The following is an 18,174-nucleotide window of genomic DNA, read 5'->3' as shown; positions in this document are numbered from 1 at the left end:
CCCGCTCAGGCCTGCAGCGCGGGGTGCAGGTCCTTCATGCGGAACCGACGCCGGCGCCGCACCACGAGCACGTCCAGGGCGAGCGCCGCCGCCCCGATGCCCATCAGCACGACCACCGGCACCCAGAAGCGCTGGTCCGGACCGCCGGAGATCGCGTTGCGGAACGCCTCGATGGAGTAGCTCATCGGCATGAACGGGTGCAGCGCCTGGAAGAAGCCGGGCAGCACCTCGGCCGGGTAGGTGCCGCCGGTGGAGGCCAGCTGCAGGACCAGCAGGACCAGCAGCAGCGCCGAACCGGGGGTGCCGAGCGCCGTCTGCACCAGGTGCGCGATGAGGGAGAACACCACGGCCACGAGCACCGTCAGGGCCACGGCCCGCACCGGGTGCACGGGGGCCAGGCCCAGCGGCAGCGTCGCGGCGAGCATGAGCAGGCCGCCGCCCACGGCCACGATGCCCACGGGCAGCCACGCGGCCAGCGCGATCGCCACCGGGTTGCGGCGCCCGGCCAGCAGCCGCCCGCTGATGGGCCGCATGATGTTGAACGCGGCGATGCCGAACACCCACAGGGCGATGGAGAAGAACATCGGCGCCATGCCGCGGCCGTAGACCTCCGCGGAGTTGTCCACCTGCATCACGGCCTCCACGGGCCGGGACATCACCAGGGCGGCCTCGTCCCGCTCGTCCTCGGTCAGGGCGGGGACGCGGTCGACGCCGTCGGAGAGCCCGGAGGCGAGCTCGTGGGCGCCGTCGTCGAGGGTGCCGAGGCCGGCGCGCAGCTCCCCGGCGCCGTCCTGGAGCTGGGCCAGGCCGCCGTCGAGCTCGGTGGCGCCGGACTCCAGCTGGCCCGCACCGTCCTGCAGGGTCAGCGCCCCGTCGTGGAGCGCGGCGTTGCCCTCGGCGAGGGTGGTCGCCCCGTCCGTCAGCTCGCCGAGGCCGGACTGCAGCTCCCCGGCGCCGTCCTGGAGCTGGGCCAGGCCGCCGTCGAGCTCGGTCGCGCCGGAGCCCAGCTGCTCGAGGCCGTCCGCGAACTTCCCGGCGCCGTCGGCGAGGGAGTCGGCCCCGTCCTTCGCCTCACCGATCCCGCCCTGCAGCTTCTCCGCGCCCGCGGCCACGGCGTGGGCGCCGTCGTTGAGGTCCGTCAGATCCGCCTTGGCGGAGGCGGCGACGTCGTCCTCGACGAAGCCCTGGACGCGCTCGTTGGCGGCCGCGGAGGTCGCGGCGGCCTCCTCGGCGCGGCCGGCGACGGCGGTCACCCGCTCGTCCGCGCCGGTGAGCGCCTCCTGGAGCGCGGCGTACTGCTCGGACTCGGCGAGCGTCGGGTCCTCTTCGGCGAGCTCGGCCAGGGCGGCCTGCGCGTCGGCGATGCGGGCGCCCGCGCCGTCCTCGGCCGTGCCGGCCACCTCGGCGACGCGCTGGACGTCCTCGTCCACCGCGGCGACGTCGGCGGCCACCGCGTCCTGCCGCTCGATCACCTGGTCCAGGCCGGGGATCACCGTGTCGTAGAGCTGCTGGGTGCCGTCGGCCACCTGCGTGGCGCCGTCGGTGAGCTCGGCCGATCCGGTCTGCAGCTGGGCCAGCCCGTCGGAGAGGTCCGTGGCGCCCTGACGCAGGGCGGGGGCGTTCTCGGCGAGCTGCCCGGCACCGTCGGCGAGGGCCTGGGAGCCCCCGCGCGCCTGGTCGAGCCCGTCGGCCAGGCGCCCGGCCCCGTCCTGCGCGGACGCGGCGCCCTCGGCGAGTCGCTGGGCGCCGTCGTCGGCCTGGGCGGCGCCGTCCGCGAGGTCACCCGCACCCGTGGCGAGCTGGCCCGCGCCCTCGGCCAGCTTGCCCGAGCCGTCGTGGGCCTGGACGATCCCGTCCTCCAGCTGGCTCGCGCCGTCCTCCGCGGAGGCCGTGCCGTCGGCCAGCTGCGCGGCGCCGTCGGCGGCGTCCACCATGCCCGACCGCAGCTCGCCGAGGCTGGAGAAGACGGCCTCGAAGTACGCCTCGATCGCGGACCGGTTCACGGCGGCCTCGACCTTGGCCTGGCTCGCGTTCGTGACGGAGCCGATCACGAAGCCGTTGGCGTCGTCTCGGCGCAGGGTGATCTGCGCCTGCCGCGGTGTCCCGCCGCCCTCGGGGCTGACGAGGTCACGACTGAGCTCGGCGGGGATCTCCAGGACGAGGTAGTACCGGCCCTCCCGCAGTCCCTCCTCGGCCTCCTCGCGCGTGGTCTCGCGCCAGTCGAAGGCGCGGTCGTCCTTGAGGCGTTCGGTCATGTCCGCGCCGGTGCGCAGCGTGGTGTCGCCGCGCTGGACGGGTTCGTCCTCGTTGACGATCGCCACCGGCAGACGGTCCATGGCCCCGTAGGGGTCCCAGTTCGCGGACAGGTACAGAGCGCCGTAGATGGCGGGGACGAGGAAGATGAACAGCAGGGCGAGCAGGGGCAGGCCACGGCGGAAGCGTCGCAGCTCGTAGCGGAACAGCATCAGTTCTCCCGGACGGGGGGCAGGGTGAGGACGACGGCGTCGCGCGGCACGGGCGCGGAGGCCACGGCGCTCACCGCGAACGGGTGGCCGTGGTCCTTGAGGACGTCCAGGGCCGCGTGGAGCGCGACCAGCTCATCGATGGTCAGGGTGGCGTCCACGTCGTCGAAGGTGACGAGGCGGGCCGGGCGCAGGCAGGCGACGACGGCGGCCAGCAGCGCGCGATCGGGCGCGGACAGCTCCCGGACGACGGCCTCCGGCGCCACGGTCAGCCTCACCGCGTCCGCGAGGAGGGCGAAGCGTGCGCGGCCGGCGCGGCGGCGCACGCCGTCGGTGAGACAGCGCTCGTCCACGACCTCGGCCGCGGTCAGCGCCGGCTCGAGCTCCACCACGTCGGTGGTGTGGGCGACGGCGGTGCGGGCGCGCAGGGCGTGCGGGTGGCGCGCGGCGTCGATCGGGGGCCGGTACGCGCGGGCGGCGGGCCGCTCCGGCCCGTCCAGGGCGACGTCCACGGGGCCGCCGGTGAGCACGAGCTCGCCCCGCACGCCCTGCAGGCGCCCCGTGAGGGCGAGCAGCAGGGCCGAGCGGCCCGAGCCCTGGGTTCCGAGCACGGCCAGGTGGGTCTGCGGGGGCAGCACGAGGTCGAGGGAGCCGAACACCGGCCCGCGACTGCCGCGCAGGGTCAGACCGCGCGCCACGAGGGTGGCGGGCGGGAGGTCGTCGAGGTGCGCCGGGTCGGGGGCGGGCCCGGGGCCATGGTGATCGGCGTCGGTGGGAGTGGAAGACATGGGCCCTCTTTGCCGAGTCGAGGCGGATTCAATACCATCGGTATTCAATACCATCGGCATCGAGAGGGCAACATGGCGACCCGACCCCGCCGCGAGGATGTCCGCGCGGCCATCCTCGACCACGCGGCTCGGGTGTTCGGACGGGAGGGTTACGCGCGCTCCTCCCTCGCCCGCATCGCGGCGGAGGCCGGCTACACGAAGGGCGCCGTCTATTCCGGTTTCGCGGGGAAGCCGGACCTCTTCGCCGCCGCCTGCACCGTCCAGTTCGAGCGGGCGACCACCCGAGCCATGGACGGCGTCGCCGACGCCCTGGACGACCCCGACCTGCCGCGCGAGGACCTGGTGGCCCGCGTGGCGGAGGCCCTGGCCGACGTCGTGCTCGAGACCACGGGCTCCTGGCCCCTGCTCCTCCACGAGTTCCAGGCCGTGGGCCTGCGCGAGCCCGCCGTGGGGAGAGCCTACCGGACGCTGACCGTCCGGCGGCGGGACTTCCTGGCCGGCCTGCTGCGCGAGCACCGCGTGCTGGCCGACGTCCCGGACGAGCAGGTCACGCACACTGCGGCCATGCTCCTGATGCTCGTGCACACGCTGTCGGTCGAGCGGCACCTGGCCCCGGAGGACCTGACGGTGGACGACGTGCGGGACACGCTGGCCGCGGCCGTGCGCTCCCTCCTGCCCTGACGCCTGCGCGCCGGCCCCGCCTCAGCCCAGGGTGCCGGCCACACCGCGCACCAGCGCCAGCGTGCCCCCGACGCCGGCCAGGCAGATCGCGAGGACGCGCGCCTTCGCGGGGTCCACCCGGCGGGCCACCACCGAACCGGGCAGGACACCCAGCGGGCCGCCCACCACCACGGCGACCCACACCGGCCACGGCACGTGCAGCCCCGCGGGCACGGCCGCGCCGAACAGCGACTTGGTGACCAGCGAGGTGAGATTGGCCAGCAGGAACACGGGCTGGAGGGTGGCCGCCCACGAGCGCTGGTCCCACCGGCTCGCCACCGCGTAGACCGCGAGCGCCGGCCCGGCGATGCCCGCGGTGGTGTTCATGAACCCGGCCACGGCGCCGGAGGCGAACACGGCCCCGTTCCCCTGGGCGGTGAAGCGCTGCTGCAGGCCCAGGACGGCGGCCACGGCCACCAGCACGGAGGACCCCAGGAGGATCTCGAGGGCGTGGGCGTCCAGGACCCGCACGGCCCACGCCCCCGCGAACGAGCCGGCCACGAGCAGGGGTGCGAGGCGGACGAAGCGCGGCCAGTCCACGTGCCTGTGGAGCACCGCGAACAGCAGCACCGCGGACACCGAGGCGGCCACGTTGGACAGCGTCACCCCCGCCACCGGGCCCAGGAGCAGGGACAGCGTGGGTGCGGCGATCATGCCGACGCCCATGCCGCTCACCCGCTGGAGCGTGCCGCCCACGGTGATCGCGGCCAGCGCGACGACGGCCGGCAGCCACACCAGGGAGGGGTCCATGCGGGCAGTATGCCGGAGCCGGGGTGTCCGTCGGCCCTGGCTTCCGCCCGTGACGGGTGCGCATGCTGGCCGCATGGCCCAGCACAGCTCCACCCCGTTCCCGCTCGTGATCGTGGGCAGCGGCCCCGCCGGCGTCAGCGCCGCCCGCGCCTACGTCGACGCCGGGGGACCCGGCCCCGTCCTCATGCTCACCTCGGACGTGGACCACCCGTACGAGCGTCCGCCGCTGTCCAAGGAGCTCCTGCGCGGCACCGCCGAACCGGAGCCGACGGTGCTGGAGGACCTGCCGGACGCCGTCGAGCTGCGCCGGGGCGTGACCGTCACCCACGCGGACCTGGGTGCCCGGACGCTGCGGGTCGGCGAGGAGCCGGTCCGCTTCGAGCGCCTGATCCTCGCCCTCGGCGCGCACCCGAAGCCCCTGCCCGTCGCGGACGACGACGCCGAGGTGCACCTGCTGCGCTCTCTCGACCACGCCCGCCGCCTGGTGGCCTCCGCCGGGCACGCGCGCTCCGCCGTCGTGATCGGCTCGGGGTTCATCGGCTGCGAGGCGGCCGCCTCCCTGGCCCTGCGCGGGGTGGCCACCACGCTGGTCACCCCGGACGAGGTGCCGCAGCAGAAGCGGCTCGGCCGCGAGGCGGGCGATCGGATCGCGCAGTGGCTGATCGGCGCCGGCGTCGAGCTGCGCACCGGCGTGCGGGTGGGGCAGGTGCGCGCCCCGCGCACCGTCCACCTCGACGACGGCGCCACGCTCGCCCCGGACCTGATCCTCGCCGCGGTGGGGGTCGAGCCGGGGGGCGGGTGGCTCGAGGACTCCGAGCTGACCATGCACGAGGGGCGGATCGTGGCGGACGAGCACCTGGCGGCGGCGCCGGGCGTGTGGGTGGCCGGGGACGTGGCCCGCGCCCACCACGCCGTGGCCGGCCGGCCGATCCCCGTGGAGCACTGGGGCGACGCCCTCGGCATGGGCGAGGTCGCCGGGCACAACGCGGCCCGCACCGAGGTCGGCGTGCCGGGCGGCGCCGGCCAGGCCTCCGTGCTGGCCCACGCGGCGACGGCGGACCCGGAGTCCCTGCGGCGGTGGGAGGCCGTGCCCGGGTTCTGGAGCACCATCGGCGAGCACACGCTCAAGCACGCCGCGTGGGGCGACGGCCACGAGCAGGCCCGCATGGTGGAGCGCACCGGCGGGTTCACTCTCTGGTACATGGACGCGCAGGACCGCGTGGTGGGCGTGCTGACCTACAACGCGGACGAGGACTACGAGCGCGGGCGGGAGCTGGTGGCGGGCCGGGATGCCGTGGGCGAAGGCCGGGGCCGTCCCGACCCTGCATGACAGACTGAGGGGATGACCACCCCGACCCCCGGCGCCGGCTCCCCGGGCAGCGGTGTGGCCGGGGGCGTGCTGGCCGCAGTGGGGGCGCTGGCCCTGATCGCGACCGTCCTGGCGCTGGTCCTCGCGTTCGGTCCGGCCGGCCGGGACGACGCCGGCGCGGGCGCCGAGCGGCGGCGCTGGAACGGCGGCTTCACCCCCGCCCCGCCCACGGTGAACACGCAGGGGTACGCCGAGCCCGTGCAGGGCCGCGTGACCTCCCGCTTCGGGCCCCGCCCCAACCCGTTCGGCGAGGGCGTGGTGCCCTCGGGGGTGTCCGAGGAGGCCCTGACCCGCCACGACGGCGTGGACCTCGGCGGGGTGCCGGAGGGCACGCCCTTCCACTCGGTGTCCGACGGCCGAGTCCTATTCGTGGAGGCCGGCGGGGACGCGGGCGGCAACCTGCTCGCCGTGGACGCCGGGGACGGCCACGTGTGGCGCTACCTGCACGCCGCCCCGGACTCCACCGTGGTGGACGCGGGCCAGCGCGTCTCCGCCGGGGACCACCTGGCCGGCGTCGGGCAGACCGGCGCCGCCACCGGCGTGCACCTGCACCTGGAGCTGCGCGTGGACGGCGAGCCGGTGGACCCGGAGGCCTACCTGGCCGAGCGGGGCGTGGAGCTCGGCGGCTCCTACCCGGAGCGGCGCCGCGGCCTCAGCCGGTGACCGGGCCGCCGCCGTCGTCCACGGACCCGGCCCAGCGGACCTCCCCGTCCACGACCTCGTCCGTCGGCGCCAGGCCGATCGCCTGGGCGACCCGCTGGGAGGCCGTGTGCTCGGGGTGGACATCCGCCACGAGGCGCCGCACCCCCCGGTCCCGCAGCTCGCCCTTGAGGAGGCCGGCGGCCTCCTTCGCCAGCCCGCGGCCCTGCCACGGCGTGCCGATCAGCCAGGCGATCTGCGTGGGTCCCCCGTCCACGGGGATGGTGGCCTGGACGTAGCCGACCGGCCGGCCCTCCGGCTCCAGCACCACGATCCAGTTGGCCCAGTCCTCCGCGCCGTCCTCGGAGCGACCGCGCGCGAGGATCGCGTACCGCTGCCGCAGCTCCTCCTCGCCCGGCGGCGTCCCGCCGGTGTACGTGTACAGGTCCGGGTCGGCGAGGACCGCGGCCATGGCCTCGGCGTCATCCACCCGCAACGGGCGCAGGGAGAGGGAATGCGGCATGGGCACAGTCGACCAGCCCGGCCCCGCGCAGACAAGAGGCGGGGCGCATCCGCCCGCCGCTAGCCTGGGCGCATGCCGCCCGCCCCCACCGCCCGTCTGCGCTTCCGCGAGATGGCCGACGCCGACCTCGACCACCTGGCCGGCCTCCTCGCCGATCCCGTGGTGATGCGCTTCTACCCCGCCCCGCGCACGCGCGCGGAGGCGGCGGCGTGGATCGCGGGCAACCGGCGCCGGTACGCGCAGGACGGGCACGGGCTGTGGATCATCGAGACCCACGACGACGGCGGGCCCGGCTTCGTGGGCGACTGCGGCCTGACGTGGCAGGAGGTCAACGGGGAGCCTCGCCTGGAGGTCGGCTACCACGTGCGGGCCGACCTGTGGGGGCGCGGCTACGCCACCGAAGCGGCCGCCGCCTGCCGGGACCACGCCCGGGACGTGCTGGGGCACCACGAGCTCGTGGCGATCATCCACCCGGAGAACACGGCCTCGCGCCGGGTGGCCGAGCGGATCGGGATGACCGTGGTGGGCGAGGACCGCACCGGCGCGCCCGAGGCCCGCGCGGCTCTGGGGCTCGAGGCGCGCACCGTGCTGGGGATGAGGCTCCGGCCGGGCGCGTGAGGCGCGGCCCGGCCGGACGTCTCAGCCCCGGTCGCTCACTTGGCGTGGCGGGCGAGCAGCTCGCGGGCGGCGTCCAGGCCGCCGGCCTCGACGTCGTAGGAGCCGGTGGACGCGTGGTGGGCCTCGACCGCGTCCGTGATCCGGTAGTGGTCCGGGTTGCCGGGCGGGTCGGAGGTCTCCAGCACGTGGATCAGGTAGGTCTCGCCGGCGGCCAGGGCCTGGCGGTCGTCGCGCTCGTGATGGGTCATGACGTCCTCTCGGGTCGGCGCCCGGCGGGTCTGTCCCACCGGGGCGTGCGCACCAGGGTGGCGCATCGACGGCGGCGGGGCACAGTCCTGCCCGCCCGCGGGCCGGATCCGGTCAGTAGGCGGGTCAGAGTCCGCTCAGGCCCCGACGTAGGAGCTGACGACGCTCCGCAGTGCCTCGGCGGATTCGTAGATGTCCTCCAAGTTCTCGAGGTCGGCCCGCGTCCTGTTCTTGTCCGCATCGAACAGCACCAGATATTTCACCTTCCCGTCGAAGTGAAGGCGCGCGATCGGCTTCCGATTGTTGTCGTCCAGGATGACGCTGCAGTACGAGGCTGCGTCGCGCATGTAGACGCGGTTCATCGGCACGATTCCGGCGAGAATCGCCTTGATGATGCGGAAACCCTCGATCTCCTCTTCGGTCGTCACCACGCCCGGCTTGAGCTGGCCCTCCTGACCGTTCTCCTCGTCGGACAGGACCGTCTGATCGCCGGTGGCCACGGGCTCAGCGGGAGCCGCCAGTACCGGAGCGACCTGGTCGCCCAGGGCAGTCTTCAGCCGCGCGTTGACGCGATCGTTGATGTACTGGCGCGCAGCCTCCTCGGTGAGCCGGGTGAAGGTCTCCACCGCCTTGGCGTTCATGTACCCGGAGTACACGCGCTTGGCGAGGACCTTCACCAACTCATCGCTCGGCGCAGCCATCTCGGCAGAAATCTCGCGCTTGATGGCCGATACGTACTTCAGCTCCTCGGCTGCGGCGATGACCGAGTCGAGATCGAAGGATCCCTTCGCCAGCTGCTCGAGCTTCGGCACGGTGACCGGGTCGATGTCCAGAAGATCGAGGACGAGGAACGGACGCTCGTCGAGGATGTTGGCCTTGTCGAGGTCCGTGTAGAAGTTCCACACCCGCCCGTTGGTGAGCACGCCGATCCGCGCTTCACTGGTGTGGAAGTAGCGCACCAGCTGGCTCGCGTGCGCCAGGGACAGCTCCGAGCCGACCTTCTTGGCCTCCACGAGGATGTTGACCTTCCCCTCCCGCATGATGGCGTAGTCGATCTTCTCCCCCTTCTTCAGGCCCAGATCTGCGACGAACTCCGGGACGACCTCCTGGGGATCGAACACGTCGTAGCCCAACACCTGCGAGATGAATGGCATGACGAGCGCGTTCTTCGTCGCCTCTTCCGTGTCCAGGGAGCTTGCGTAGTCGCGGGCTCGCCGAGCCACTTGCGCAAGCTTGTCCTCGAATTCAGTCATGCCGTTTCACCCATCCGTGAGTAGGAGCCGGACAGCCGGGAATCCGGCAGCCTCGCACGTCAGCGCCCGAAGGCCCGCCGCAGCTGTGTCGAAATATAACCCAGCTCACAAACACGCTACGGGGACCCTCGCAGGCGCTCCGTGGCCGGACCGCGGGATCGCCCGGAACGCGAGGCGGCCACGACGCGTCGCCTCTCACAGGAAGGAGACGGGGCGTCGTGGCCGCGTTCCGCGGGGGGCCGCCCTGTCAGGCGACGCCCGGCCGGCTCAGCGGTTGCCGGGGTGCTGCGGGTCGGCCGGGATGCCGCGGCTCAGGGGCTCCACGGGCGGGCCGCTCGTCTCCGGGGTCACGGGCGAGCCGGTGCGGGAGCCGCCGACCTCCGGGGTGTCCGGCACCTGATCGCCGGAGGGCTGGGCGCCGGAGCGCAGCGCCTCGAGCCGCGTCTCGAGGACCTGCACCACGGGCAGGCGGTCGCCGTGGGCGCGCTCGTAGGCGAGCAGCTGCTCCACCTGCGACTCGTCGAGGCCGGTGATCCGGGTCGACAGCGTGCCGTTGGGGATGTGGTCGTAGTCCGGCAGGGGGAGCTCGTCGCGGTTCGGGGCGTTCGTCATGGCACTGTCCCTCTTCTCTCGTCGGGGTCCCTCGTCGGGATGCGTGGTCCACCCACGCTAGTGAAGGCCCCCGTCAGACGGCACCCCCTGCCGCCCCGCTCACCCGACCCCGTCCCGCCGCGCCCGCAGCACGATCTCCAGGTCGAACCGCGCGTCGGGGTCCTCGAGGGCCTCCCCGAACAGCTCGCGCAGCCGGCCCACCCGGTACCCCACGGTCTGGGGGTGCACGCCGAGCTCCGCGGCGATCGGCGCCCGCTGGCCCCAGTGCGTGAGCCAGGCGAGCAGGGTCTCCTCCAGCACCGCCCGCTTCGCCTCGCTCACCTCGTCCAGGGGCGCCAGCACGCGTTCGGCCAGCTGCGTCACGACGCGCGGCTCGGCCCCCAGCACCACGCGCGCCAGGTGGTCCGCGGCGAGGATCGGGGACGGGGCGCCGTCGTCGTCCTCCCCCTGCGCGGGCTCCGCCGTCCGGCCCGCCGCCTCCTGGACGGCCAGCGTGCGGGCCACCCGGTAGGAGTGGGGCACGAGCGGCCAGTCCACGGCCGGCCCGACGACGGCGGCCGTCCCCGCCAGCAGGCGCAGCATGCGCTCGCGGCGGCCCTGGGAGGGCGTCGCGTCGATCACGGCGACCACCTCCGAGTCCCGCTCCACCACGAGCCCGGCCCGGCCCAGCCTCTCCCGGACGGCGACGCCGGCGTCCGCGGGCAGCACCACCACCGCCAGCCGGCGCGGCAGCCGCCAGTCCGCGAGCGCGGCCAGCCGTTGCACCTCCTTCTCCTCGGTCCCGCCCCGGACCAGGGCGGTGGCGAGGGCGGCGCGGTGCAGCTCGAGCACGCCCGCCTGGGCGGACTGCGCCTCCGCGTACGCCTGGGCGCTGACGGAGGAGAGCTCGTCGATGTACGCCCAGATGGACTCGCCCAGCTCGATCACCACGGACATCTCCAGGCCCAGGCGCGCGCACTCGGCGGAGAGCTCGCGGAACACGATCCGCGCGGAGGTGCGGTACGCGCCGAGCAGGGCGTCCATGGAGCGCCCCTCGCGGAACTCGCCGGCCCCCAGGCGGGCCATGAGGACGCGGGACTCGCTGTTCAGGGCCGGGCGGGTGGTGCCGGGCAGGCTCATCAGCTGCTCGAGGGCGGTGGTCACGCCGGCGGTGAGGTTCTTGCCGTAGTGGCCGTCGCGCGCCGCCGCGTAGGCGGGGATCTGGTCCGGGACCGTCTCGATGATGCGCTCCATGATCCCGGGGATCGCCGGGGCCAGGCGCTCCGCGAGGTCGTCGGGGAGGGACTGCCAGGGCGGGCGCCAGTCGGGGGCGGGGGTGGTCTGCGTCACACTCAATCTTGTCTCCTCGCGATGAAGTGATGGCCCAGATCGTACGCTGAAGACGAAGAACTGCGGCATGCCGAGCCATAGACTGGAGCCATGGTCGGCCCGTCTCTGTTCTCCCGTCTGGCGTCGACGCTCCTGCACCCGCTCGCCCCGCAGGACGTCCTCAGCCTGCTCGACCCCGTGCACTCCTCGCGGCAGCTGCGCGGCGTGGTCACCTCCGTGACGCGCGAGACGCCCGGCACCGCCACCATCGCCTTCCGCCCGGGCCCGGGCTGGCGGGCCCACGACGCCGGCCAGTGGGCCCGCATCGGGGTGGACGTGGACGGCGTGCGCCAGTGGCGCTCCTACTCGCTCTCCGCTCCCGCGGGCGCCGACCCCGAGATCACGGTGTCCGACATCGGCCTCGTCTCCGGCACGCTCGTGCGCCACACGAAGCCCGGCGACGTCCTCTTCCTCGACATCCCCGAGGGCGACTTCACCCTGCCGGACGAGCCGCGCCCACTGCTCATGCTCACCGCCGGCTCGGGCCTGACCCCGGTGATGTCCATGATCCGCACGCTCGTGCCGACGCGCCGGGATGCCGACGTCGTGCTCATCCACTCCTCCCGCACCCCCGAGGACGCCCTGTTCCGCGAGGAGCTGGCCGAGCTGGCCGACCAGTTCCCGGGCCTGCGCGTGGTGCACCACCACACCGCGGAGACGGGCCGCCTCGACCTCTCCTCCCCCGCACAGCTCGAGGGCCTCTGCCCGGACTGGCGCGAGCGCGCCGGCTACGCGTGCGGGCCGGCCGGGTTCCTCGACGACGCCGAGGCCCTGTGGCGGCGCGAGGCGGCCGCGGACCTCACCATCGAGCGGTTCCAGGCCGACTTCGCCCCGGGCGTGGCGGGGGCCGGCGGCCGCGTGGTGTTCGAGCACGCCGACGTGGAGGTGGACGCTCCCGGCGACGTGCCGCTGCTCGTGGTGGCCGAGGAGGCCGGCGTCGCCGCGCCCGCCGGCTGCCGCATGGGCATCTGCCACGCGTGCCTCACGCCGCTGCGCTCGGGCCGGGTCACGGACCTGCGGACCGGGCAGGTCCACGGCGAGCCCGGCGAGCTGGTCCAGACCTGCGTGAGCGCCGCCGCCGGCCCGCTGAGCCTCAGCCTGTGAACCTGACGCCCGGCCCGCGACCCGGGCCTCCCCGACCATCCCCGCCTCCCGCCCCCAGGAGCATCACATGACCCAGACCCCCACCGCCCCCGACCGCACCGGCGCCACCGCCCCGGACGATCTGGCCCTGGCCATCCCCGGCACCACCGTGCGCGGCCGCGCCGCCCGGGTCCTGCCGCAGGACCGCCCCGACACCACGAGCTGGGCTCCCCGCACCGCCGAGTCCCGTGCCGCCGCCACGACGCCGGGGCTGCCGGGCGTCGTCGGGAGCCCGGCGGTGCGCCCGCCCGGCGCCGCCCACCTGACGGACGCGCAGGTGGCCGAGCTGGGCCGGGAGCTGGACGCGATCCGCGACGACGTGCTCGCCCGCCGCGGCGCCTCCGACGCGGCCTACATCCGCCGCGTCATCCGCTGGCAGCGCCGGCTCGAGCTCGGCGGCCGCGCCCTCCTGCTCAACGCACGCCACCCCGCCGCGTTCGTGGCGGGAACAGCCATGCTCACGGTCGCGAAGATCGTGGAGAACATGGAGATCGGGCACAACGTGCTCCACGGCCAGTGGGACTGGATGCGCGACCCGGACATCCACTCCACCACGTGGGAGTGGGACTTCGTGACGCCGTCGCGGGCGTGGCAGAACACCCACAACGACCTGCACCACCGCTGGACCAACGTGGTGGGCAAGGACCGCGACGTGGGCTACAACGTCCTGCGCATGGACGAGTCCGAGCCGTGGCGGCCCCGCCACCTGCTCAACCCCGTGATCAATGCGGGGCTGGCGCCGATCTTCGAGTGGGGCATCGCGCTCTACGACCTCGAGCTGGACCGCGTGCAGAGCGGCGAGAAGTCCCGCGAGGAACTGATGACGGATCTGCGCTCCGTGGGCGTCAAGGCCGCACGGCAGTTCGCGAAGGACTACGTGGCCACGCCGGCCGTCGCCGAGGTGCTGACCGGCTCGGGCAAGGCCGCGCTCGTGGGCACGCTGCTCGCCAACGGCCTGCGCAACATCTGGGCGCACGCGGTCATCTTCTGCGGGCACTTCCCGGAGGGTGCGGAGACGTTCTCCGAGGAGATGGTGGACGGCGAGACCCGCGGCGACTGGTACGTGCGGCAGATGATCGGCTCCGCGAACATCTCCGGTTCGAAGCTGATGCACTTCATGACCGGCAACCTCTCCCACCAGGTGGAGCACCACCTGTTCCCGGACCTGCCGTCCAGCCGGTACGCCGAGGTGGCGCCCAGGGTCCGGGAGATCTGCGCCCGCTACGGCCTGCCCTACACGACCGGCCCGCTGCTGCGGCAGGTGGGCTCCGCGTGGAAGAAGGTGTTCCGGCTGGCGCTGCCGTGAGGCGGGAGGGGCGGGCGCCCCTCCCACCGCCGTCGTCGGCTCAGCCCTTCACGCCGCCGGCCGTGAGGCCGGAGACGATGTACCGCTGCAGGAACAGGAACAGCGCCATCACGGGCAGGGCCGCCAGCACGGCGCCGGCCGCGAACACGCCCCAGTTCTCGGAGCGGGTCTCCGAGACGTAGCCGTAGAGGCCCACCGCGAGCGTCTGCGCGGACGGGTCCGTGAGCACCACGGAGGCGATCACGAACTCCGAGACCGTGGTGATGAAGGACAGCAGGGCCACCACCGCGAGGATGGGGGTCACCAGGCGCAGGATGATCGAGAAGAAGATCCGCGCGTGCGAGGCACCGTCGAGCTTGGCAGCCTCGTCCAGCGACGGCGGGATGGTGTTGAAGAACCCGTACATCAGGTACGTGTTCACCCCGAGCGCGCCGCCCAGATACACGAGGATGAGGCCGAGCTGCGAGCCGATGCCCAGGACGGGCACCAGGTTGCCGATGTAGGTCAGCAGCAGGAAGATCGCCACCACCGCGAGCAGCTGCGGGAACATCTGCACCAGCAGCAGCGTCAGCAGCCCCACGCGGCGGCCCGTGAACCGCATCCGGGAGAACGCGTAGGCGGCCAGGGCACCGAGGAACACCGTCATCACGGACGTGATGACGCCGATGACCATCGTGTTGAGGAACCAGCGGCCGAAGGGCCGGTTCGGGTTGCTGAACAGGTCCACGTAGTTCTGGCCGCTGAACGAGGAGAACAGCCGGTTCGAGCTCGCCATCGTGCCAGTCGGGTCGAGCGACGCGGACAGCACGTACAGCAGCGGGAACAGTGCGAACGCGCTGGCCAGCACGCCCACCGCGTGGCGCCAGCCCAGCTCCCGCATCCAGCGGCCGAACGAGCGGCGGCGTCGTGGCGGGGCCGGGTCCTCCTCCCAGCGCAGCGGGTCCGTCTCCTGCTGCGCCAGGGCGGCGGCGAGGGGCGAGGTCGGGGCGTCCGGCCGGGGCCGTCCGGAATCCTGGGGGATGCTCACTTGTCGATCTCCTCGAGCGCCTTGGTCTGCCGGAAGCTGATCGCCGAGATGGTCGCCACGATCAGGAAGATCACGATGGACAGGGCGGAGGCCAGGCCGTAGTCGCGCCCCACCCCGCTGAACGCCGTCTTGTAGACGACCGTGATCAGCAGGTCTGTGGCGCCGATGTTCGAGCCCGCGTCGGGGAACCGCGGTCCGCCGCCGGTCAGCATGTAGATGATGTTGAAGTTGTTGAAGTTGAACGCGAACGAGGAGATCAGCAGCGGCGCCACCGAGACCAGCAGCAGGGGCAGCTTGATGGAGCGGAAGATGCGCCACGGGCCGGCGCCGTCCATGCGGGCGGCCTCGTCCACGTCCTCGGGCAGGGACTGCAGGGCGCCCGTGGTCACCAGGAACATGTAGGGGAAGCCCAGCCACAGGTTCACCACGAGCACCGACAGCCGGGCCAGCCACGGGTCGGTGAGCCACGGGATGTCCGCGCCGCCGAAGAACACGGTGTTGACGAAGCCGAACTCCGGGTTGAGCAGGCCGGCCCACACGAGGCCGGACAGGAACGCCGGGAACGCGTACGGCAGGATCATCATCACCCGGTAGACCTTCTTGCCGCGCATGTCCGAGCGGTTGAAGGCGATCGCCAGCAGCAGCCCGACGGCGAACGTCGTGGCCACGCTCAGGAACGCGAAGGCGAAGGTCCACACGGTGACCCGCACGAGCGGGTCGCGCAGCTCGGGGTCGGTGAACGCGCGCGTGAAGTTGTCCAGGCCGACGAACACCCGCCAGCCGGTCTGCAGCGTGCTGCCGTCGTCCGCCTGGAACTGGCCCTCGCCGTTGTCCCGGTACTCCACGCCGCTCTCGAGGTCCGTGAAGGTGTCCCGGGCCTCGTCGTACTCCAGACGCGGCGCGTACACGTACCCGCGGGAGCCGTCGCGCGTCTCCAGGGTGCCGTCCGCGGCGTCGTCGCTCAGCGGGACCTTCAGGCGGGCGACCTGGTCCTGACGCTGCAGCAGGTCGCCGAACCGCAGGGTGGTGTACCCCTCCACCCCCACCGGCTCCCCGTCCTGCATCTGGGCCTCGACCGGCTCCAGCGCCTGGTCCGCGCCGCCGAGGACGGGCTCCCCGTCCCGCAGGGTCAGCAGGTAGAGGTCGCCGCCCTCCTCCAGCACCGTGATGTCGTACACCGGGGAGTCCGGCACGCGGATGGAGGAGGAGCGCTGGATGATCTCGATCGCCGCGGCCTTGTCCGAGTTGTGCCCGGCGCCGTAGTTCGTGAAGGCGACGTAGGAGGAGTAGACCACCACGAACACCTGGAACAGCATCAGGAAGAACAGGCCGGGGGCGAGGTACTTGGCCGGCAGGCCGCCGCGGCGCAGGTAGATCCAGTTGATGCCGATCGTGACCGCCAGGGTCAGCGCGAACACCACCCAGTCCCCCGCGGCCGCGAGCTGGAACAGCAGGAACGCCGCGAAGGCGTCCACGAGGCCCAGCAGGACGATCTTGGCCAGCGTGCCGCCGAGGCCCTCGGTACCCCGGGCGTCCGCACGACGACGGCGGCCCGGGCCGGTGCGGCGCGCGGCGTCGTCGAGGGCGGCGGTGGCGGCGTCGGACCGGTCCGACGCGGTGGAAGACGGGCTCATGGTTCCTCATCCGGCCCGAGGGCCTGCCGTGGAAGGGGGGGGATGCGCGCCCCGAGGGCGCAGGGCCACGGTCCGCCTCCGGCGTCCCCGCGGGGACGCCGGAGGTGGACCGCGCCGGATCACTGGCCGATGCGGCCCTCGATGTCGGAGATCATCTTCTGCCAGGTCTGGACCGGGTCGCCCTCGCCCTTGATGATGCTCATCTCGGCGCCGCCCCAGAACTCGAACACCGCGCCCATCTCGGGGGCCGCCGGCATGGGGACGCCGTTCTCGCCGATCTCGCCGAACGCCTTCACGGTCTCGTCCGAGGCCGCCTTGTCGAAGGAGGCGGTCAGCGCCGGGGGACGCTTGCCCTCGGCGAAGAGCGCGTCCTGGGCCGCCTCGGTGGAGAGGTAGTTGACCACGAACTCATTCGCGGCCAGCTGGTTCTCGGACTCTGAGGAGACGAAGAAGGCGTTGACGCCCACGAACGGCTGCGCCGGCTGGTCGCCCATGGACGGGATGGCCTCGACCTCGAAGTCGACGCCGGCCGCCTCGGCCTCCTCGATGTTCCACGGGCCGGTGATGAAGTAGGCCGCGTTGCCGGAGTTGAACTGCTCCTTGGCGATGTCCGCGGTCATGTTCGGGTTCAGCACCCCGGACTCGCCGTACTCGGCCAGCTTCTCGGCGAAGGCCTCACCCTCGGGCCCGCCCATGGCCAGCGAGCCGGTGTCGTACGAGCCGTCCTCGGCCTGCTTGAACACGGGGGCGCCCATGGAGGTCTGGAACGGGTACAAGTGGTACGGGTCGCCGTTGACGGCGTCCAGGCCCACCACGAACGGGTACTCGGCCTCGCCGGCGTCGACGGCCTTCCGGCCCTCCGCGATCATCTCGTCGAAGGAGGCCGGGGTGGACTCGGCCAGCTCGGTGTTGCGCAGGATGGCGATGTTCTCCACGGAGTACGGCACGCCCCAGGTCTGACCCTCATAGGTGACGGCCTGCACGGAGGACTCCACGAAGTCGCCGGCTCTCTCGCCCAGCTCAAGGGGCTCGATGGTGCCGTTCTGCACGAGCGAGCCGATCCAGTCGTGGGCGCCGACGATCACGTCCGGGCCCTCGCCCGTGGGGTTCTGGGTGATGAAGTCGTCCTTCATCGTGGAGTTGTCCTTGACCACGAGCTCCACCGTGATCCCGGTGTCCTCCTTGAAGTCCTCCGCCACGGCCTGCAGCGGCTCCTGGCGGTTCTGGTCCACCCACATGGTGATGGTGCTGGCGCCGGCCTCGGAGAGGTCCTGGCTCGGGGACGCGGTGGCCGTGCCCTGCTCGGTGGCGCCGGCCGGGGAGGAGGACGCCGGGGCGGAGGAGCCGCCGCCGCACGCGGTGAGCGCGAGGGCGGAGAACGCCGCGGTGAGGGTCAGGCTGAGCGGGCGGCGGAAGAGGCCGCCGGTCGTCGTCGACTGCATGATGTGCCTTTCACGAGGGGTGGCCCGCGGCATGCGCCGGCCGTTGCGTCGCCGACGTGGGCCCCGCGGTGAGACGGCGCCTGCCCCCGGCGGCTGAAGGAGTCAGTCCCCAGGAGTGTAAACGCTTCCACTGTGATATGCCACACAGAGGTGCGCTCCCGCATGAACACGGGCATGCGGGAGTGGGGGCGGAGGTCAAGACCGGCTGAAACCGGAATGGAAGCGCTTCCACCACCGCGCCTGCCGTGCCGTACTCTGGTGCCACGCATCGACC

General features: G+C 73.3%; 17 protein-coding genes. 6 read left to right on the top strand and 11 right to left on the bottom strand.

Features of this window, described 5'->3' with window-relative positions; genetic code table 11:
• Positions 1-5: 5 nt before the first annotated feature.
• Both G6R13_RS03605 and G6R13_RS03600 read right to left on the bottom strand, forming a co-directional pair.
• Positions 6-2,465: a YhgE/Pip domain-containing protein gene (locus G6R13_RS03605; RefSeq protein ID WP_041104113.1), complete on the bottom strand. Its 2,460-nt coding sequence runs from the start codon at positions 2,463-2,465 to the stop codon at positions 6-8.
• Positions 2,465-3,250 (bottom strand): ATP-binding cassette domain-containing protein, encoded by a 786-nt coding sequence (locus G6R13_RS03600; RefSeq protein WP_041104115.1) that lies wholly within the window; start codon positions 3,248-3,250, stop codon positions 2,465-2,467. Before G6R13_RS03600 ends, G6R13_RS03605 begins: the two co-directional genes overlap by 1 nt.
• Positions 3,251-3,322: 72 nt before the next feature.
• Between G6R13_RS03600 and G6R13_RS03595 the strand changes: the two genes are divergently transcribed.
• On the top strand, positions 3,323-3,931 hold the full coding sequence (locus G6R13_RS03595; RefSeq protein ID WP_020624715.1) for a TetR family transcriptional regulator: 609 nt from the start codon (positions 3,323-3,325) through the stop codon (positions 3,929-3,931).
• A 21-nt stretch (positions 3,932-3,952) separates the two neighbouring features.
• Here the strand turns inward: G6R13_RS03595 and G6R13_RS03590 are convergent, their stop codons facing one another.
• Positions 3,953-4,720 carry a sulfite exporter TauE/SafE family protein gene (locus G6R13_RS03590; protein ID WP_041104117.1) on the bottom strand — a complete coding sequence of 256 codons (768 nt, stop codon included), beginning with the start codon at positions 4,718-4,720 and terminating at the stop codon, positions 3,953-3,955.
• 73 nt (positions 4,721-4,793) lie between these two features.
• Here G6R13_RS03590 and G6R13_RS03585 point away from each other — a divergent pair, with 73 nt between their 5' ends.
• Both G6R13_RS03585 and G6R13_RS03580 read left to right on the top strand, forming a co-directional pair.
• On the top strand, positions 4,794-6,050 hold the full coding sequence (locus G6R13_RS03585) for an NAD(P)/FAD-dependent oxidoreductase (protein WP_041104118.1): 1,257 nt from the start codon (positions 4,794-4,796) through the stop codon (positions 6,048-6,050).
• A gap of 12 nt (positions 6,051-6,062) precedes the next feature.
• The gene (locus G6R13_RS03580) at positions 6,063-6,752 is read left to right on the top strand and encodes a M23 family metallopeptidase (RefSeq protein WP_020624712.1); all 690 of its coding nucleotides are present in this window, start codon (positions 6,063-6,065) and stop codon (positions 6,750-6,752) included.
• Here the strand turns inward: G6R13_RS03580 and G6R13_RS03575 are convergent.
• Positions 6,742-7,251 carry a GNAT family N-acetyltransferase gene (locus tag G6R13_RS03575; RefSeq protein WP_044659331.1) on the bottom strand — a complete coding sequence of 170 codons (510 nt, stop codon included), beginning with the start codon at positions 7,249-7,251 and terminating at the stop codon, positions 6,742-6,744. The genes G6R13_RS03580 and G6R13_RS03575 overlap by 11 nt on opposite strands.
• Before the next feature lie 72 nt (positions 7,252-7,323).
• Between G6R13_RS03575 and G6R13_RS03570 the strand changes: the two genes are divergently transcribed.
• Positions 7,324-7,869, top strand: coding sequence for a GNAT family N-acetyltransferase (locus G6R13_RS03570; RefSeq protein ID WP_020624710.1), 546 nt, complete (start codon positions 7,324-7,326; stop codon positions 7,867-7,869).
• Between the two features lie 35 nt (positions 7,870-7,904).
• On the opposite strand, the gene G6R13_RS03565 is transcribed toward G6R13_RS03570, so the two are convergent.
• From G6R13_RS03565 to G6R13_RS03550, 4 genes are all read right to left on the bottom strand, one after another.
• On the bottom strand, positions 7,905-8,117 hold the full coding sequence (locus tag G6R13_RS03565) for a hypothetical protein (protein ID WP_010079881.1): 213 nt from the start codon (positions 8,115-8,117) through the stop codon (positions 7,905-7,907).
• A gap of 135 nt (positions 8,118-8,252) precedes the next feature.
• Positions 8,253-9,368 carry a type I restriction endonuclease gene (locus tag G6R13_RS03560; RefSeq protein WP_036314529.1) on the bottom strand — a complete coding sequence of 372 codons (1,116 nt, stop codon included), beginning with the start codon at positions 9,366-9,368 and terminating at the stop codon, positions 8,253-8,255.
• Positions 9,369-9,635: 267 nt separating this feature from the next.
• Positions 9,636-9,980 carry a hypothetical protein gene (locus G6R13_RS03555; protein WP_041104120.1) on the bottom strand — a complete coding sequence of 115 codons (345 nt, stop codon included), beginning with the start codon at positions 9,978-9,980 and terminating at the stop codon, positions 9,636-9,638.
• 99 nt (positions 9,981-10,079) lie between these two features.
• Positions 10,080-11,309: a helix-turn-helix domain-containing protein gene (locus tag G6R13_RS03550; RefSeq protein WP_020624876.1), complete on the bottom strand. Its 1,230-nt coding sequence runs from the start codon at positions 11,307-11,309 to the stop codon at positions 10,080-10,082.
• 90 nt (positions 11,310-11,399) lie between these two features.
• Here G6R13_RS03550 and G6R13_RS03545 point away from each other — a divergent pair, with 90 nt between their 5' ends.
• A complete protein-coding gene (locus tag G6R13_RS03545) occupies positions 11,400-12,452 on the top strand; it encodes a ferredoxin reductase (RefSeq protein WP_044659332.1) in 1,053 nt (350 codons plus the stop codon).
• Between the two features lie 67 nt (positions 12,453-12,519).
• Entirely contained in the window at positions 12,520-13,797 is a 1,278-nt protein-coding gene (locus tag G6R13_RS03540; RefSeq protein WP_044659333.1) for an acyl-CoA desaturase, read from the top strand.
• 40 nt (positions 13,798-13,837) lie between these two features.
• Here the strand turns inward: G6R13_RS03540 and G6R13_RS03535 are convergent, their stop codons facing one another.
• From G6R13_RS03535 to G6R13_RS03525, 3 genes are all read right to left on the bottom strand, one after another.
• Positions 13,838-14,734, bottom strand: coding sequence for a sugar ABC transporter permease (locus G6R13_RS03535; protein WP_225348928.1), 897 nt, complete (start codon positions 14,732-14,734; stop codon positions 13,838-13,840).
• 86 nt (positions 14,735-14,820) lie between these two features.
• Entirely contained in the window at positions 14,821-16,458 is a 1,638-nt protein-coding gene (locus G6R13_RS03530) for an ABC transporter permease subunit (RefSeq protein ID WP_095695106.1), read from the bottom strand.
• A 119-nt stretch (positions 16,459-16,577) separates the two neighbouring features.
• Positions 16,578-17,900, bottom strand: a complete 1,323-nt coding sequence (locus G6R13_RS03525; RefSeq protein ID WP_044659341.1) for a maltose ABC transporter substrate-binding protein — start codon at positions 17,898-17,900, stop codon at positions 16,578-16,580.
• Positions 17,901-18,174: the final 274 nt, after the last annotated feature.

Origin of the sequence: Micrococcus sp. Alg238-R198 (assembly GCF_900537135.1) — a bacterium.
GTDB lineage: Bacteria > Actinomycetota > Actinomycetes > Actinomycetales > Micrococcaceae > Micrococcus > Micrococcus luteus.
The sequence above is the reverse complement of the archived record's forward strand: the minus strand, read 5'-3'. Positions and strand labels throughout refer to the sequence as shown.

Coding starts and splice junctions, on each gene's coding strand:
- G6R13_RS03605 (WP_041104113.1), bottom strand. CDS start 2,465: ATGCTGTTCCGCTACGAGCTGCGACGCTTCCGCCGTGGCCTGCCCCTG.
- G6R13_RS03600 (WP_041104115.1), bottom strand. CDS start 3,250: ATGTCTTCCACTCCCACCGACGCCGATCACCATGGCCCCGGGCCCGCC.
- G6R13_RS03595 (WP_020624715.1), top strand. CDS start 3,323: ATGGCGACCCGACCCCGCCGCGAGGATGTCCGCGCGGCCATCCTCGAC.
- G6R13_RS03590 (WP_041104117.1), bottom strand. CDS start 4,720: ATGGACCCCTCCCTGGTGTGGCTGCCGGCCGTCGTCGCGCTGGCCGCG.
- G6R13_RS03585 (WP_041104118.1), top strand. CDS start 4,794: ATGGCCCAGCACAGCTCCACCCCGTTCCCGCTCGTGATCGTGGGCAGC.
- G6R13_RS03580 (WP_020624712.1), top strand. CDS start 6,063: ATGACCACCCCGACCCCCGGCGCCGGCTCCCCGGGCAGCGGTGTGGCC.
- G6R13_RS03575 (WP_044659331.1), bottom strand. CDS start 7,251: ATGCCGCATTCCCTCTCCCTGCGCCCGTTGCGGGTGGATGACGCCGAG.
- G6R13_RS03570 (WP_020624710.1), top strand. CDS start 7,324: ATGCCGCCCGCCCCCACCGCCCGTCTGCGCTTCCGCGAGATGGCCGAC.
- G6R13_RS03565 (WP_010079881.1), bottom strand. CDS start 8,117: ATGACCCATCACGAGCGCGACGACCGCCAGGCCCTGGCCGCCGGCGAG.
- G6R13_RS03560 (WP_036314529.1), bottom strand. CDS start 9,368: ATGACTGAATTCGAGGACAAGCTTGCGCAAGTGGCTCGGCGAGCCCGC.
- G6R13_RS03555 (WP_041104120.1), bottom strand. CDS start 9,980: ATGACGAACGCCCCGAACCGCGACGAGCTCCCCCTGCCGGACTACGAC.
- G6R13_RS03545 (WP_044659332.1), top strand. CDS start 11,400: ATGGTCGGCCCGTCTCTGTTCTCCCGTCTGGCGTCGACGCTCCTGCAC.
- G6R13_RS03540 (WP_044659333.1), top strand. CDS start 12,520: ATGACCCAGACCCCCACCGCCCCCGACCGCACCGGCGCCACCGCCCCG.
- G6R13_RS03530 (WP_095695106.1), bottom strand. CDS start 16,458: ATGAGCCCGTCTTCCACCGCGTCGGACCGGTCCGACGCCGCCACCGCC.
- G6R13_RS03525 (WP_044659341.1), bottom strand. CDS start 17,900: ATGCAGTCGACGACGACCGGCGGCCTCTTCCGCCGCCCGCTCAGCCTG.